The sequence below is a fragment of the Curvibacter sp. EU05-FHT14A10 genome (genome assembly GCF_058791075.1).
The window spans coordinates 188,884-204,127 of sequence record NZ_JBYTDE010000001.1 but is presented as its reverse complement, the minus strand read 5'-3'; the positions used below and the strand labels follow the sequence as shown (position 1 = coordinate 204,127).

12 protein-coding genes and 1 pseudogene are annotated in these 15,244 nt (G+C 65.8%); 3 read left to right on the top strand and 10 right to left on the bottom strand.

Going from position 1 to position 15,244, the window contains the following annotated elements; genetic code table 11:
• Window positions 1-2 precede the first annotated feature (2 nt).
• From hutH to AC3WUT_RS00890, 5 genes are all read right to left on the bottom strand, one after another.
• Complete coding sequence (gene hutH, locus AC3WUT_RS00910; RefSeq protein ID WP_492345184.1) at window positions 3-1,568, bottom strand: histidine ammonia-lyase; 1,566 nt, start codon at window positions 1,566-1,568, stop codon at window positions 3-5.
• A gap of 66 nt (window positions 1,569-1,634) precedes the next feature.
• Window positions 1,635-2,465, bottom strand: a complete 831-nt coding sequence (gene hutC / locus AC3WUT_RS00905; RefSeq protein WP_492345183.1) for a histidine utilization transcriptional repressor HutC — start codon at window positions 2,463-2,465, stop codon at window positions 1,635-1,637.
• A 42-nt stretch (window positions 2,466-2,507) separates the two neighbouring features.
• Complete coding sequence (locus AC3WUT_RS00900) at window positions 2,508-3,287, bottom strand: ABC transporter ATP-binding protein (RefSeq protein ID WP_019575348.1); 780 nt, start codon at window positions 3,285-3,287, stop codon at window positions 2,508-2,510.
• Window positions 3,284-4,132 (bottom strand): ABC transporter permease, encoded by an 849-nt coding sequence (locus AC3WUT_RS00895; RefSeq protein WP_492345182.1) that lies wholly within the window; start codon window positions 4,130-4,132, stop codon window positions 3,284-3,286. The genes AC3WUT_RS00900 and AC3WUT_RS00895 overlap by 4 nt, the downstream gene beginning before the upstream one ends.
• Before the next feature lie 3 nt (window positions 4,133-4,135).
• Window positions 4,136-5,101, bottom strand: coding sequence for an ABC transporter substrate-binding protein (locus AC3WUT_RS00890; RefSeq protein WP_492345181.1), 966 nt, complete (start codon window positions 5,099-5,101; stop codon window positions 4,136-4,138).
• Between the two features lie 530 nt (window positions 5,102-5,631).
• Here AC3WUT_RS00890 and dsdA point away from each other — a divergent pair.
• Window positions 5,632-7,023 carry a D-serine ammonia-lyase gene (gene dsdA, locus AC3WUT_RS00885; RefSeq protein ID WP_492345180.1) on the top strand — a complete coding sequence of 464 codons (1,392 nt, stop codon included), beginning with the start codon at window positions 5,632-5,634 and terminating at the stop codon, window positions 7,021-7,023.
• On the opposite strand, the gene AC3WUT_RS00880 is transcribed toward dsdA, so the two are convergent.
• Together AC3WUT_RS00880 and AC3WUT_RS00875 are read right to left on the bottom strand one after the other, a co-directional pair.
• On the bottom strand, window positions 6,967-7,707 hold the full coding sequence (locus tag AC3WUT_RS00880) for an SOS response-associated peptidase (RefSeq protein ID WP_492345179.1): 741 nt from the start codon (window positions 7,705-7,707) through the stop codon (window positions 6,967-6,969). The genes dsdA and AC3WUT_RS00880 overlap by 57 nt on opposite strands.
• An 81-nt stretch (window positions 7,708-7,788) precedes the next feature.
• Window positions 7,789-9,156 carry a dicarboxylate/amino acid:cation symporter gene (locus AC3WUT_RS00875; protein ID WP_492345178.1) on the bottom strand — a complete coding sequence of 456 codons (1,368 nt, stop codon included), beginning with the start codon at window positions 9,154-9,156 and terminating at the stop codon, window positions 7,789-7,791.
• Window positions 9,157-9,476: 320 nt separating this feature from the next.
• Here AC3WUT_RS00875 and AC3WUT_RS00870 point away from each other — a divergent pair, with 320 nt between their 5' ends.
• Window positions 9,477-11,033 (top strand): ATP-binding protein, encoded by a 1,557-nt coding sequence (locus AC3WUT_RS00870; protein WP_492345177.1) that lies wholly within the window; start codon window positions 9,477-9,479, stop codon window positions 11,031-11,033.
• Window positions 11,030-11,728: a response regulator gene (locus tag AC3WUT_RS00865; protein WP_492345176.1), complete on the top strand. Its 699-nt coding sequence runs from the start codon at window positions 11,030-11,032 to the stop codon at window positions 11,726-11,728. Before AC3WUT_RS00870 ends, AC3WUT_RS00865 begins: the two co-directional genes overlap by 4 nt.
• A gap of 33 nt (window positions 11,729-11,761) precedes the next feature.
• Here AC3WUT_RS00865 and AC3WUT_RS00860 read toward each other — a convergent pair.
• From AC3WUT_RS00860 to AC3WUT_RS00850, 3 genes and pseudogenes are all read right to left on the bottom strand, one after another.
• Window positions 11,762-12,991, bottom strand: a pseudogene (locus AC3WUT_RS00860) (cation:proton antiporter domain-containing protein); the annotation flags it as partial.
• A gap of 198 nt (window positions 12,992-13,189) precedes the next feature.
• Window positions 13,190-13,927 (bottom strand): acetoacetyl-CoA reductase, encoded by a 738-nt coding sequence (gene phbB / locus AC3WUT_RS00855; RefSeq protein ID WP_492345175.1) that lies wholly within the window; start codon window positions 13,925-13,927, stop codon window positions 13,190-13,192.
• A 129-nt stretch (window positions 13,928-14,056) separates the two neighbouring features.
• Window positions 14,057-15,235, bottom strand: a complete 1,179-nt coding sequence (locus tag AC3WUT_RS00850; protein ID WP_492345174.1) for an acetyl-CoA C-acetyltransferase — start codon at window positions 15,233-15,235, stop codon at window positions 14,057-14,059.
• Between the last annotated feature and the right edge of the window lie 9 nt (window positions 15,236-15,244).

Here is a 15,244-nt window from a genome sequence, read left to right as displayed (position 1 = left end):
GGTCAAAGCCCGGCAGCCGCTGCGCTGGGCCAGACGGCCTTCAGGCAGGCCGGCCAATCGGTCTGGCGAGCCCACAGGCGCATGGCTTCGATGTCGGGGGCCAGAAAGCGGTCCTGCTCCAGGAAGGCCACGCGCTGGCGGATGCCGGCCATCAGGCCCTCCACGGCTGGCGAACTCTTCAAGGGGCGCTGGAAATCCAGGCCCTGGGCGGCGGCCATGGCCTCGATGCCCACCACCACGGCGGTGTTGGTCACCATGTCGGCCAGGCGGCGGGCACCAAATGTGGCCATGGAGACGTGGTCTTCCTGGTTGGCCGAGGTGGGCAGACTGTCGACGCTGGCTGGATGGGCCAGCGATTTGTTCTCGGAGGCCAGCGCCGCGGCCGTGACCTGGGCAATCATGAAACCCGAATTGACGCCGCTGTCGCGGATGAGAAAAGCCGGCAGGCCCGACAACCCGGTGTCCAACAGCAAGGCCATGCGGCGCTCCGAAATGGCACCGATCTCGGACACCGCCAGGGCGATGATGTCGGCGGCAAAGGCCACCGGCTCGGCGTGGAAATTGCCGCCCGAGATCACATCGCCGTTGTCAAACACCAGTGGATTGTCCGAGGCGGCATTGGCCTCGGTCTGCAGCACACGGGCTGCGTGCTGGAGGTTGTCCAGGCAGGCGCCCATCACCTGGGGCACGCAGCGGATCGAATACGGGTCTTGCACACGGCCGCAGTGCTCGTGCGAATGAACAATGTCGCTGCCCTCCAGCAACTCACGCAGCGCAGCGGCCACGGCGATCTGGCCGGGCTGCCCCCGGGCGGCATGGATGCGCGCATCCAGCGGTTTGACCGAGCCCTTGATGGCCTCCAGCGACAAGGCCCCGGCTGCCAGCCCGGCGGCCAGCACCTCTTCGGCGCCGAACAGGCCAGCCAGTGCCAGCGCAGTGGACACCTGGGTGCCGTTGAGCAGGGCCAACCCCTCCTTGGGGCCCAGCACAAAGGGCTGCAAGCCGATGCGCGCCAGGGCCTGGGCGCCGCCCAGGCGCCCCCCCTCGGGCAGCATCACCTCGCCCTCGCCGATCAGCACACAGGCCAAGTGGGCCAGAGGGGCCAGATCGCCCGAAGCCCCGACCGAACCCTTGGCCGGGATCACCGGCAGCAGATCGGCATTGGCCAGCGCCAGCAAGGCGTCCACCAGTTCGGGCCGCACCCCCGAGTGGCCGCGCGCCAGGCTGACCGCCTTGGAGGCCAGCACCATGCGCACCACCGGGGCGGGCAGCGGTTCGCCCGTGCCCACGCTGTGCGACAGCACCAGGTTGCGCTGCAGCTCGGCCAGGCGCTCATGGGCAATGCGGGTGCTGGCCAGCTTGCCGAAGCCGGTGTTGATGCCATACACCACCTGGTCTTCATCAACGATGCGCTGCACGCAGCGCTGGGCCGCCAGCAGGCCGGCGTGCGCCGATGCATGCAGGCGCAGGTTCAGGCCGCCGGAGGCAATGCGGCGCCACTGGGCCAGGCTCACCTGACCGGGCTCCAGCAGCAGCTCGGGGGCGGTAGCGATGGGGTTCGATGTCATGTTGACCATCCTGTCTATACAAGTTGTCTGAAACGAAAACAAGGCCGTCCAAAAAGCGTGGCCGGCTCAGCCGAAGACGGGGTTGCCGTCGGCCTTGAAACGACTGCCCAGGCGGTAGCGTGAGGCCGGGTGCAGGCAGCGCACCACCGTCACCGGCACACCACGGGTCCAGGTGCGCCGGGTCAGCAGCAGGCAGGGCTGGGTGGGCACCATGGCCAGGCGCTCGGCCTGCTCGAGGGTGGGCAGCACGGCATCCACCACGTGCTCGACCTGGTCGAAAGGCACGTTGCGCACCAGGTACTCGGAGGGCTGCTGCAGGCTGAAGTCCTGCGCGCCAAAGTCGGGCACCACCCGGGGGTTGACGTAACGGTCTTCCAGTTGCACCGGCACGCCGTCTTCCAGGTGCACGCACACCGAGTGAAAGGCCGAATCGCCCAGGCGGAGGTCAAGCGCGGCGGCCACCTCCAGCGAAGCGGAGATGCGCTCCACCACCAGCACCTCGCAGCGGTAGTCATGACCCCGCTGGCGGATCTCGCTGGCCAGGTTGGCGATCTGCAACAAGGTGGACTGAGGCTTTTCCTCGGCCACGAAGCTGCCCACACCGGCCACCCGCACCACCCTGCCCTGCTCGGTCAGCTCACGCAGGGCCCGGTTGACGGTCATGCGCGAGATGCCGAACTGCGCCACCAGCTCGTGCTCGGACGGCAGGCGGTGCCCCGGCGGCCAGGAGCCGTCCTGGATCTTGCGCGAGATGTGGTCCTTGATCTGCTGGTAAAGCGCGAGCGCCGGCGGCAGCGAAGAGGTGGCGGCGGTCAGCGGCACAGCGCTGGCCGAGGCCACCGCGGTGGCGGGCAGATGGGATGAGGCCTTGCGGCGACTGGCGGGCGTGGGTGACATGGGGCGCTATCGTAGTGGGCGCGGGACAGTGGGCGTCGAACCTCAGTGCTCGGCCGCAGCCATGGATTCCGCCCGGATCTCTTCAGTCAGGCGGGCCTTGAGGGCCATGAACTCGGGGCTGGTCTTGATCGTGTAGTGGCGCGGGTGCGGAAAGTCCACCGCCAGCTCGGTCTTGATGCGCCCGGGGCGGGCACTGAACACCGCCACCCGGTTGGCCATGAAGATGGCCTCGTCGATGTCGTGGGTGACAAACAGCACGGTCTTGCGCGAGGCCTCCCAGATGCCCAGCAGCAGCTCCTGCATCAGCACCCGGGTCTGGTTGTCGAGGGCGCCGAAGGGCTCGTCGAGCAACAGGATCTTGGGGTCGTTGGCCAGGGCGCGGGCAATCGCCGTGCGCTGCTGCATGCCGCCCGAGAGCTGCTTGGGAAAGTGCTGCTCGAAGCCACGCAAGCCCACGCGGGCAATGAAGAAATCGGCACGCTCTTTCTGAGCAGCCTCGCTCATGCCGCGCTCGCGCAGGCCGAAGCGCACGTTCTGCTCGATGGTCAGCCAGGGGAACAGCGTGTAGCTCTGGAACACCATGCCGCGGTCGGCGCCCGGGCCCTGCACGGGCTGGCCGTCCAGCAGCACGCGGCCGGTGCTGGGGTGGTCCAGGCCGGCCACGATGCGCAGCAAGGTGCTCTTGCCGCAACCCGAGGGGCCCAGGATGGTGACGAAGTCGTTGTCGCGCACCTCGAAATCGACCGGCAGCAAGGCCTGGGTGCGCTGGCCGCGGCTGGACTCGAAGACGCGCGAGACGCCCTGGATGGACAACTGGCTCATTTGAAGAAGCTCCACACGAACAGGCGCCGGTTCAGGGCCTTGAAAGCGAAGTCGGACACCAGGCCGATCAGCCCGATGACGATGATGCCGAAGATGATCTGCCCAGTGTTCAGCAAGGCCTGGCTGTCGGTGATCATGTGCCCGATGCCCGACGAGGAGCCGATCAGCTCGGCCACGATGACATAGGTCCAGGCCCAGCCCAGCACCAGGCGCAGGGTTTCGGCGATCTCGGGGGCCGCACCCGGGATCAGCACGCGGCGCACGATGCCGCGGCCATTGGCGCCCAGGGTGTAGGCCGCCTCGACCAGGTCCTTGCGGGCCCCGCCGACAATCACGGCCACCATCAGCACGATCTGGAAGAACGAGCCGATGAAGATCACCAGCACCTTCTGCAACTCGCCGATGCCAGCCCACAGGATCAGCAGCGGGATGAAGGCTGAGGCCGGCAGGTAGCGGCAGAACGAGACAAAGGGCTCGAAGAAGGCCTCAACCCCCTTGTAGGCGCCCATGGCGATGCCCAGGGGCACGGCGATGACAGCCGCCAGCACAAAGCCGCCCAGCACGCGCCACACCGTCATGCCGATGTCCTTGTGAAAGCCGTACTCGGTGAAGAGCAGCCAGGCCTCTTGCGCCATCGTGACGGGGCTGGCCAGAAAGGTGGGCGAGACCAAGCCGCCCAGCGTGAAGCCGGCCCAGACCAACACGAACACCACAAAGAAACCCAGGCCCAGCAGCCAGCGCGCACGCAGGCTGACGGGTTCGAGCGGCGCCCAGGTGCTGCGCCGGCGGGGCGCCGCGGCCACAGGGCTGGCCAGGGCGGAAGGCATGGCTTGCGAACGGCTCATGGCTTACTTGATGAAGCTGGCGTCGAAGGTGACGGCGAGGTTTTCCGGTGCCTTGCGGATGATGCCGGCCTCCAGCAGGATGGTGGTGGCGTCCTTCATGAAGCTGGTCAACTCACCCGCGAAGAACTTCTGATTGGCGGCCTTGTCCTGCCAGCGCAGGTAGGCCGACGACTTGGCAAACTGCTCACCGGTCTGCTTGACGGCCGAGCCCATGATGTCATTGGACTTGGCCGGATCGTTCTTGATCATTTCCAGCGCGGCAAAGTACGAGTCCGTCAGCGCCTGGGCGGCCTTGGGGTTGGCCTTGAGCCAGGCGGGGTCGCAGCCCACGGTGTCCATCACCATCGGGTAATCGAGCGTGGTGGCCAGGATCTTGCCGGCGGTGGGGTTGGAGCGCACGGTCGAGAGGTAAGGCTCGTAGGTCATGGCCGCATCGTTCTGGCCCGCCACAAAGGCCTGCGCCGCCGCCTGGGGCGCCAACGTGGTGACCTTGACGTCTTTGAGGCTCATGCCGTTCTTGCTGAGCATCCAGGCCAGGCCGAAATACGGCGCGGTGCCCGGGGCATCGACGCCGACGGTCTTGCCCTTGAGGTCCGCAAAGCCCTTGACGTCATTGCGCACGGCCAGGCCATCGGCACCATAGGACTTGTCCATCTGGAAGATCTGCACGATGGGCACGCCGTTGGCGTTCCAGGCCACATGGGTCTCGACGGTGGTGGCCGCGCATTGGATGGCCTTGGAGGCCAGGGCCAGGTGCCGGTCTTTCTGAGGGATCATCTTGAGATCAACCTCCAGGCCATGCTGCTTGAAGATCCCGGCCTTGTCCGCCAGGGTCAGGGGTGCAAAGCCTGTCCAGCCCGACATGCCCAGGGCGATCTTGGTTTCCTGCGCCTGCACCGGCGCCGCCAGCCCTGCCACCAGCCCTGCAGCGCCCACCAACGACGCCAGCTTGAACATTGAACGACCCATTTTTGATGCTCCTGTAAGGATTGAAACCCCGTTTGCACAAGGCGCCCCTGGCGCCGCGCCAAGTGCCCGGACCATCCGGGCACCCATCCTGTCTATACAACAAGGCACGTCACATGAACGCAAACGCCCACCGGTCTGTGCCGTAAGCGCCTGCCGCAGTGTCCCTCACCAAGTCAGTGCACCTCATCGGGATTTGCACCAATATGCTGTCTATACAGGTTTTGATAACCGAGGCTGGCGACTCATTGCAAGCAGCGTGCCAGGCGCTCACCCAAGGCCTCTCCCCCGAACAACGCCCTGCCCTGGTGCCCGGCCATGCACCTTGACGGGTTGCAGCGGGCGCAAAGCCCCGCCCAGCGCGGCCGGGCCCAAGGTCACCGTTTCGGGTCAGGCCGCCCCAGGCTGGTGCTGCTTGCATCGCAAGGCCAGCGGGTGAAGAATGCCGGGTTTGAAACCGATTTCTCCCCACCGGGCCGCTGTTGCGGCGCGGCTTTTCAGGCAGGGCCACCCCGCGTGGCCGGCGCCCCTTCATGACTTTGCCAGCTTCCCCCGCGACCTTGGAGGGCCAGATCCGTCAGGCCCGGCCCACCCTGTGGCTCAACCCCGAGCTGTCCAAGCCCTCCCCCTGCAGCCCCCCCTCCGATGGCCCGGACGGCCCGATCGGATGGACCCTGGCCGACACCCGGGCCGCCGCCGCGCGCCTGCAACGCTTTGCCGGGCTGTTGGCCGATCTGTTTCCGGAGCTGCGGGCCAGCAAGGGCGCGATCGAATCGGCGCTGTTGCCGGCCCCCCGGCTTCAGGGCGCCCTGGGCCTGGGAGCTGAACAGGGGGCTTTGTGGGTCAAGACCGACCACAACCTGCCGGTGGCGGGGTCGATCAAAGCCCGCGGTGGCTTTCATGAGGTGCTTCAACAGGCCGAAGCCCTGGCGCTGCAGGCCGGTCTGATCGACGCCGGCAGCGATTACCGGGTGTTGGGCCAAAGTGCGGCACGCGCGCTGTTCGCCCAACACCAGGTGGCCGTGGGCAGCACCGGCAACCTGGGCCTGAGCATCGGTGTGATGGCTTCGGCCTTGGGTTTCAAGGCGGTGGTGCACATGTCGGCCGATGCCAAGGCCTGGAAGAAAGAGCGCCTGCGCCAGCGCGGCGTCGAGGTGGTGGAGCACCTGGGCGACTATGAAAAGGCCGTGGCCGCCGGCCGGGTCCAGGCCGCCGGCAACCCGCTGTGCCATTTTGTGGATGATGAACGCTCGGCGTCACTGTTGCTGGGCTACAGCGCTGCCGCCCTGCACCTGCGCGACCAACTGCAGCAGCAGGGGCGGCAGGTCGACGCCGAACACCCCCTGTTTGTCTACCTGCCCTGTGGTGTGGGCGGTGCACCGGCGGGCATCGCCTTCGGGCTGCGCGAGCTGATGGGTGCGCATGTGCATTGTTTCTTTGCCGAGCCGGTGCAATCGCCCTGCTTTCTGCTGCAGATGATGGCCGCACCGGATGCCCACCCCTCGGTGTACGACCACGGCCTGAGCAACCAGACCGAGGCCGACGGACTGGCCGTGCCCCGGGCTTCATTGCTGGCGGCGGGCCTGATGCGCCCGCGCCTGTCGGGGGTGTTCACGGTGGCCGATGCCACCTTGTTCGAGCACCTGGTGCTGGCCCTGGACCACGCCGATCTGCGCATCGAGCCTTCGGCGGCCGCGGGCTTCAGCGGGCCTGGGCGATTGCTGGGCTCACCGGCGGGTCAGGCCTGGCTGGACCAACGCGGGCTGAGGCCCCACCTGCCCCAGGCCACGCACATCGTCTGGACCACCGGTGGGCAGTTGCTGCCCGAAATGGACTACAGCCGATGTGTGCAACGCGGCCGGCTGAGCTTAGGTCAGGGGCAGTTGCAGGCTGAGCGTCTCGTCGGTGTCGCCCAGCCCGCCTGAAGGGGTCAAGGGTACGGATGGGGCGGAGGGCTCGCTGGCCTCATCCACGCACAGGACATCGTCGGCGCAGGCCTGGATCCAGGCAGCCGCGTCTGCCACCGGGGCCTGCAACCAGCGGTGCAGGGCCTGAGGGGGCAGCACCACCACCATGCGCTTTTCCTCATCGGGCTTGTGGAACTGACGCATGAAAGGGTGCTGATCGGCATTCACCGTCAGCAGGCTGAAACTGCGCAGCACCTCGCCAGAGGGGCTGCGCCAGCCTGTCCAGACCCCCGCCAGGGCCAGAGGCTGCCCATCACGGCGCCGGATGCGGGTGGGCACGCCCCGCCCACTGCGCCAGTCGGGCTCGTAGATCGCCTCGGCGGGCACCACGCACCGGCGCCCCAGGCGCCAGGCATCGCGAAAGCTGGGCTTGCTGGCCACCGTCTCGCTGCGCGCGTTGTAGGTATGGCGGCCCACAGCCTCGTCACGCGCCCAATGGGGAACCAGGCCAAAGCGCCCGATCAGGGCCTCGGCCGCAACCCGGTCTGCCGGCAGCCCGACGGCAGGCACGGGTTGCGGGTGGCGGATGAAAGCGGCCGGGTAACTGGGCCAGACATCATCGCGCCCGCCGTCGGGTGGCGCCAGGCCGAAACCCCGCTGCCAGGCGGCCGGGTCACGCAAGGATTGGTAGTGGGCACACATGGTGGGGATGCTAATGGAGGTGCGGCGCCCACAAAAAAACCAGCCCGCAGGCTGGTCTTTCAGGCAGGCGACTGCAGACGCTCAATGTGCGCCGAATTTTTCCTGCTTCTGATCGAGCAGCACCTCGGGGGCATCGGCCTCTTGCCAGGTCTCGTTGTTGAGGCCCGCCTGCAGGCGCTTCATGTCCAGATCGCCGGTCCAGCGTGCCACCACCAGGGTGGCCACACCGTTGCCCACCAGGTTGGTCAGGGCTCGGGCCTCGGACATGAAGCGGTCGATGCCCAGGATCAGCGCCAGGCCCGCCACCGGCACGTGGCCCACCGCCGACAGGGTGGCCGCCAGCACGATGAAGCCGCTGCCAGTCACGCCGGCAGCGCCCTTGGAGGTCAACAGCAGCACGGCCAGCAAGGTCAGCTGCTGCACCAGGGTCATGGGCGTGTCGGTGGCTTGTGCAATGAAAACGGCGGCCATGGTGAGGTAGATCGAAGTGCCGTCCAGGTTGAACGAGTACCCGGTGGGAATGACCAGCCCGACGACCGACTTGCGGGCACCGAGGTTCTCCATCTTCTCCATCATGCGCGGCAACACCGACTCGGACGAGGAGGTGCCCAGCACGATCAACAGCTCTTCCTTGATGTACTTGACGAACTTCCAGACACTGAAACCGTGCACACGGGCGATGGTGCCCAGCACCACGAAGACGAAGACCAGGCAGGTCAGGTAGAACGAGCCCATCAGCTTGCCCAGGCTGAACAGCGAACCGACGCCATACTTGCCGATGGTGAAAGCCATGGCACCGAAGGCACCGATGGGGGCCACCTTCATGATGATGCCCACGATGTCGAACAGCACGTGCGAGGTCTTCTCGATGAAGTCGAACACCAGGGTGCCGCGCCCGCCGAACTTGTGCAGGGCAAAACCGAACAGCACCGCGAACAGCAGCACCTGCAGGATCTCGCCCTTGGCAAACGCATCCACCACCGAGTTGGGGATCACGTTGAGCAGAAAATCAACCGTGCCCTGCATCTTGCCCGGGCCGGTGTACGCTGCAATGCCCTTGGTGTCGAGGGTACTTGGATCGACGTGCATGCCCTCGCCCGGCGCCAGAACGTTCACGATGACCAGGCCCACCACCAGCGCCAGGGAACTGACGATCTCGAAATACATCAGTGCCAGGCCACCGGTCTTGCCGACCTTCTTCATGTCTTCCATGCCGGCAATGCCTACCACCACCGTGCAGAAGATGATGGGGGCGATGATCATCTTGATCAGCTTGATGAAGCCATCGCCCAGAGGCTTCATGTCGGCCCCCAGGCCAGGGTTGAAATGCCCCAGCAAGACCCCGATGGTCACAGCCAACAGCACCTGCACATAGAGGGACTTGTACAGCGGCCGCTTGGCGGGGCTGGCAGCGGGGCTGGATTGAGGCGTTTTTTGGTTTGAATTCATGTGGATGAAGCCCGGAACGGACCGGACCCTGCTCGAAAGTGGGCGCGATTGTATAGCCCATGAAACGTGTCGGCATTGTGGGATTCCACAACAAGCTCAGCCATGTCACCCAGGCGCAAAGTAAAGGTACAAGAGCTCTCAGGGGTAAGCATCTACTCACAAAAAAGGCCAGAAAGGGCCCGTCTTGAGAACTGGCCGAGAGGGCTCCCAGATTTCTCCCCGATGAAGGGCCAAACTGACGTGAGCAGCGTCACGGTTCAAACATTGAATCGGGCACTGCCGCACAATCCAGGCTGACAGGCCCTCCACTTCACACACCCATGCCCCGCCTGACCCTGCAGAGAAAAATCTTTCTCGCCCTGCTCAGCCTGTTGCTGGTCATGGTGGGCGTTTTCATGGGCATGACGCGGTGGGGGCTGCAGCACAGCCTGGGTGAATTTGTGGCCGAGGTCGAGCTCCAGCGCCTGGACTGGCTGGTCAGTCGGCTGGCCCAGAACCATGACGAAACCGACGGCTGGGGCCCGCTGGCACAAGACCCCGAAGCCTGGGAGCACCTGTTGCGCATGCCGCCCGGGCCCGCACCGGAAGGACACCCCTACCACCGGCCACCGCCTCGATCAGAAGGGTGGGCCCCCGCGAACCTGTTGATCGAGCCGCCACGGCGCGAGCCTCCCCCTGAGCCAGACCGCTCCAGGCCAGCCCCCTACAGGACCCCGGCCCCCGACGCCCTCCACAGCCGACTCACCCTGCTTGATGCCAGCCGCCAGCAACGCATTGCGGGCGCGGCGCTGCCCTACGCAACCAGCGAGCTGGCTCGCATGCCCAGCGTGCCCATCGTGGCCGACGGCAAGACGGTGGGCTACCTGGCCTTGCAACCGTCGGCCGACCTGGGGAGCGAAGCCAATCAGGCCTTCATGGCCCGGCAGTTGCACTTCGCGCTGTGGGCCGGCCTGAGTGGCCTGGTGCTGGCATTGCTGATGTCATGGCAGATCGGTCGGCGCTGGTTCCGGCCAGTGGCCCAACTGATGGCAGCGGCCCGCGCCGTCGCCCAGGGCCAGCCAGCCCCGTTGCTGCCGACCCAGGGGCGCGACGAACTGGCCCTGCTGGTGCAAACCTTCAATGACATGAACCGACAATTGAATGCCATCGAAGCCTCCCGACAGCGCTGGCTGGGCGATGTGGCACACGAACTGCGCACCCCGCTGGCGGCCCTGCGTGCCGAAATCGAAGCCTTGCAGGACGGGGTGCGTCCATTCACACAGGCCAGCACGGGGCGCCTGCATCGACAGGTGATGCGCCTGGGCCAGTTGGTGGATGACCTGCGCCTGAGCCTGGATCCGCCCGACAGCCTGGTGCTGCAGACTCGTGACGACCTGGCCCCTCTGCCCGTGCTGGCCGAAACCGTCAGTGGCTGGCGTGAGCGATTCAACTCAGCCGGGCTGGCACTGGAGTTCGTCAATGCCTGCGGGCAGACCCGAGGCACGCTGACCCTGAACGGTGACGAGCGCCGCCTGCACCAGATTTTCAGCAACCTGATGGAGAACAGCGTGCGCTACACCCAGCGCGGGGGGCTGCTGCGCATCACGGCCCAACTGGAGCGTGCCAGCGATGCGTCCCGAACCAGTTGGCTGCAGCTGCATTTCGACGACAGCGCCCCGGCCCCTGCGGCCGCCGAATTGCCGCGCCTGACCGAACGCTTCTTCCGAGCCGAAAGCTCACGCAACCGGGCCCTGGGCGGCTCCGGGCTGGGGCTGAGCATCTGTCAGGTCCTGGTCAAGGCCCATGGCGGCCACCTGAGCCTGGCCCTGTCGCCCCTGGGTGGGTTGCGCGTCGTGCTGAGTCTCCCAGTGCAGGATGAAGATGTGGAATCGCCATGAACAACACACGCCGGAAACCCACCGTCTATGTGGTCGAGGACGAAACTGACATTGCCGAAGTGCTGGCCGACTACCTGCGCCTGGCCGGCCTGGAGGTGCGTTGCCTCGGGGACGGTCTGAGCGCCGCAAAAGCCCTCCAGCAATGCCCACCCGATCTGCTGCTGCTCGACCTGATGCTACCCGGCCTGGATGGGTTGAGCCTGTTGCACACCTTGCGCCAGACCAGCACGCTGCCGGTGATCATCATCACCGCCCGGGTCGAAGAGTTGGACCGCCTGCTGGGCCTGGAAACGGGCGCTGACGATTACATCTGCAAGCCTTTCTCACCGCGCGAAGTGGTGGCCCGGGTCAAGGCCGTGCTGCGCCGCAGTCAACCTCAGCCTCCTGCAGGCAACCCGGCGCCGTTGCAACTCGATCCGGAGCGCTGGGAGGCACGCCTGCATGGCCAGGTGCTGGACCTGACGCGACGTGAATTCGCGCTGCTGCAGGTGCTGGCGGCAGCTCCTGGGCGTACCTTCTCCCGGCGCCACCTGCTGGACCGGGTGTATGTGGAAGAGCTCGACGTGACCGAGCGGGCCGTGGACAGCCACATCAAGAACCTGCGGCGCAAGATGAATCAAGCCCAAGTGGGCCCGGAATGGATACGTTCGGTCTATGGCGTGGGCTTTGTGCTTGAAGAGCCCCCCAAGGACTGAACGCTCAGCGGCGAAGGATGCCTAGCTTGCCGACTCCAGCCGGCGCGCCAGGGCTGAATGGCGGCACAGCCAGGTGCACAAGGGTCCGGAGGCGCCGAACAGCAAGGGGTTCAAGGCGATCGAGATCAAGGCCCCCGCCACCACCAGGCTCTGCCCCTCTGCGGGCAGCAGGCCCAAGGTGCGCCCCAGGCCCACCAGGATGAACGAGAACTCGCCGATCTGCGCCAGACTGGCCGCGATGCGCAAGGCCGTGCTCAAGGACTGGCCCAGGGCCACCACCAACAAGGCCGCTGCCACCGTCTTGCCCAGCATGATCACCAGCACCACCCCCAGCACCTGAAGCGGGCGATCCAGCAGCACCTGGGGATCGAACAACATGCCCACCGATACAAAAAACAGCACGGCAAAAGCATCGCGCAAGGGCAGGGATTCTTCCGCCGCCTGGTGGCTGAACTCGGACTCCCGCATCACCATGCCAGCAAAAAAAGCGCCCAACGCAAACGACACGCCAAACAAAGCGGCCGAGGCATAGGCAATGCTGACGGCGCCCGCCACCACGCACAGCGTGAAGAGTTCGCGCGAACCGGTTCGATGCACCTGCTTGAGCAGCCAGGGGAACAGCCGGCGCCCCAGCACCAGCATCACCGCCACAAACGCACCGACGCGCAGCAGCGTGAGCCCCAGCGTGCCCAGCAGCGACGCACTGCCCGCGGCCGCGTGGGCGGGGTCAGACGCCCCCAGCACACCTGCCAGAGGGGGAAGCAGCACCAGCACCAGCACCATCGCCAGGTCTTCCACGACCAGCCAGCCAATGGCCACCCGGCCCGTGAAAGAATCCATCAACCCAAACGATTCCAGCGCCCGCAACAACACCACCGTGCTGGCCACAGACAAGGCCAGCCCGAGCATCAGGGCCGGCCCCAGCGCCCACCCCCAGGCCCAGGCCAGCCCCATGCCCATGAGGGTGGCCACCGTCATCTGAACCACCGCCCCCGGCAGGGCGAGGCGGCGCACCGCCATCAGGTCAGCAAAGGAGAAATGCATGCCCACGCCGAACATCAGCAACATGATCCCGATCTCGGCCAACTGCGAGGCAATTTCAGCGTCAGCCACGAAGCCCGGGGTGAAGGGCCCCACGATCATGCCCGTGACCAGGTAGCCCACCAGGGCAGGCAGGCGCAGGCGCACGGCGACGAAGCCGAGGATCAGGGACAGGCCCAGGCCCACGGCAATCGTGCTGATCAGGGAAACACTGTGGGGCATGGGCAGAAGGTCCTCATTGGGGTGATGGCGGTCAGGATGCCGCTGTGGCAAAAACCCTGGCGGCACTGTAAAGGGGCTGCGAGGCCTCCCAGTCGGAATCGATCATCTCCCCATGGTTCCCGCTCGTCGGCCTAATTGACCAAAAAAGACGAAAAAAAACCCCGCCAGAGGCGGGGTCGACTGAAAACAAGGCTTGCTTCAGCCCATGTGCAGGCCACCGTTGACCGAGAAGTCGGCGCCGGTGGAGTAACCACCTTCGTCCGACGCCAGCCAGGCGATGATGGAAGCGATTTCGCTGGGCTCGCCAAGGCGCTTGACGGGGATGGTGCCAACGATCTTGTCGAGCACATCCGGGCGGATCGCCTTGACCATGTCGGTGCCGATGTAGCCCGGGCTCACGGTGTTCACCGTCACGCCCTTGTTGGCCAGTTCCTGGGCCAGGGCCATGGTGAAGCCGTGCATGCCGGCCTTGGCAGCCGAGTAGTTGGTCTGGCCGGCCTGGCCCTTCTCGCCGTTGACCGACGAGATGTTGACGATGCGGCCCCAGCCTTTTTCAACCATGTCGCCCACCACCTGCTTGGTGACGTTGAACATGCTGTTGAGGTTGGTTTCGATCACGGCATCCCAGTCCTCACGGGTCATCTTGAGGAACATGCGATCGCGGGTGATGCCGGCGTTGTTCACCAACACGTCGATCGAGCCATGCTCGGCCTTGGCCTTGCCAAAGGCTTCGACGGTGGAATCCCAATCACCCACATTGCCCACCGAGGCGTAGAAGGTGTAGCCCAGAGCCTTCTGCTCGGCCAGCCACTTGCTGAAGTCGCGGGTCGGGCCGCAGCCAGCGATGACCTTGAAACCTTCTTTGTGCAGGCGCTGGCAGATGGCGGTTCCGATGCCACCCATGCCACCGGTGACGTACGCTACTTTTTGACTCATGAATCGCTCCTGATTATGTTTTTGCTATGTAACTAATAGCTATTGCGCCTGTTGTGGAGCGCTGCCGCAGCAGCCCCTCCTATTTGTCGGACCAGCAGGCCCGACCTGTTTGCCATTTTGAATGGCAAATCAACGCTCAATGGTTAGGGCAACTCCCATGCCACCACCGATGCACAGGGAGGCGATGCCCTTCTTGGCATCACGTCGTTGCATCTCATGCAGAAGTGTCACCAAAATGCGGCAGCCCGACGCACCAATCGGGTGCCCCAGAGCGATCGCACCCCCGTTGACGTTCACTTTGCTGGTGTCCCAGCCCATTTCCTGGTTGACGGCGCAGGCCTGGGCTGCGAAGGCTTCGTTGATTTCGAGCAGGTCCAGTTCCGAAGCCGCCCAACCGGCACGCTGCAAGGCCTTGGTGGAGGCCGGCACCGGGCCCATGCCCATGTAGGCCGGGTCCAGACCCGAGGTCGCAAAGCTGGCGATGCGACCCAAGGGTTTGAGACCCAGGCTGGCGGCGCGCTTGGCGCTCATCACCATCACGGCGGCCGCGCCGTCATTGAGGCCGGAGGCATTGCCGGCGGTCACGCTGCCGGCCTTGTCGAAAGCTGGGCGCAGACCCGCCAGTGCGTCGGCATTGGTCTTGCGGTTGATGAATTCGTCGGTATCGAACACCAGCGGATCGCCCTTCTTCTGGGGGATGGTCACCGGAACGATTTCGTCCTTGAAGCGGCCGGCCTCCTGGGCGGCCGCAGCCTTCTGCTGCGAGCCCAGGGCCAGCGCATCCTGCTGCTCGCGGGTGACGCCGTATTTCTTGGCGACGTTCTCGGCGGTGATGCCCATGTGGTACTGGTTGTAGACGTCCCACAGGCCGTCAACGATCATGGTGTCGACCATCTTCCAGTCGCCCATGCGCTGGCCGTCACGCGAGCCGGGCAGCACGTGGGGCGACAGGCTCATGTTCTCCTGACCGCCGGCGATCACGATGTCGCTGTCGCCCGAGGCCACAGCCTGGGCCGCCAGCATCACGGACTTGAGGCCCGAGCCGCACACGGCATTGATCGTGAGGCCTGGCGTGCCTTTGTCGAAACCGGCCTTGATGACGGCCTGACGGGCCGGGTTCTGACCGACGCCGGCTGCCAGCACCTGGCCCAGAATCACTTCGCCCACCTGATCGGCAGACAGGCCGCTGCGGGCCAGGACGTCGCGGATCACCAAGGCGCCCAGATCCGTGGCCGGGATCTTGGCCAGCGAGCCACCAAACTTGCCGATGGCCGTGCGGGCGGCCGAAACGATGACGATGTCTTCCATGTGTGCTCC

Excerpts from the sequence above, each read along its gene's own strand:
- AC3WUT_RS00900 (WP_019575348.1), bottom strand. The coding sequence starts at position 3,287 with ATGAGCCAGTTGTCCATCCAGGGCGTCTCGCGCGTCTTCGAGTCCAGC.
- dsdA (WP_492345180.1), top strand. The coding sequence starts at position 5,632 with ATGACTTTGCCAGCTTCCCCCGCGACCTTGGAGGGCCAGATCCGTCAG.
- AC3WUT_RS00865 (WP_492345176.1), top strand. The coding sequence starts at position 11,030 with ATGAACAACACACGCCGGAAACCCACCGTCTATGTGGTCGAGGACGAA.
- hutC (WP_492345183.1), bottom strand. The coding sequence starts at position 2,465 with ATGTCACCCACGCCCGCCAGTCGCCGCAAGGCCTCATCCCATCTGCCC.
- hutH (WP_492345184.1), bottom strand. The coding sequence starts at position 1,568 with ATGACATCGAACCCCATCGCTACCGCCCCCGAGCTGCTGCTGGAGCCC.
- phbB (WP_492345175.1), bottom strand. The coding sequence starts at position 13,927 with ATGAGTCAAAAAGTAGCGTACGTCACCGGTGGCATGGGTGGCATCGGA.
- AC3WUT_RS00895 (WP_492345182.1), bottom strand. The coding sequence starts at position 4,132 with ATGAGCCGTTCGCAAGCCATGCCTTCCGCCCTGGCCAGCCCTGTGGCC.
- AC3WUT_RS00875 (WP_492345178.1), bottom strand. The coding sequence starts at position 9,156 with ATGAATTCAAACCAAAAAACGCCTCAATCCAGCCCCGCTGCCAGCCCC.
- AC3WUT_RS00870 (WP_492345177.1), top strand. The coding sequence starts at position 9,477 with ATGCCCCGCCTGACCCTGCAGAGAAAAATCTTTCTCGCCCTGCTCAGC.
- AC3WUT_RS00880 (WP_492345179.1), bottom strand. The coding sequence starts at position 7,707 with ATGTGTGCCCACTACCAATCCTTGCGTGACCCGGCCGCCTGGCAGCGG.
- AC3WUT_RS00850 (WP_492345174.1), bottom strand. The coding sequence starts at position 15,235 with ATGGAAGACATCGTCATCGTTTCGGCCGCCCGCACGGCCATCGGCAAG.
- AC3WUT_RS00890 (WP_492345181.1), bottom strand. The coding sequence starts at position 5,101 with ATGGGTCGTTCAATGTTCAAGCTGGCGTCGTTGGTGGGCGCTGCAGGG.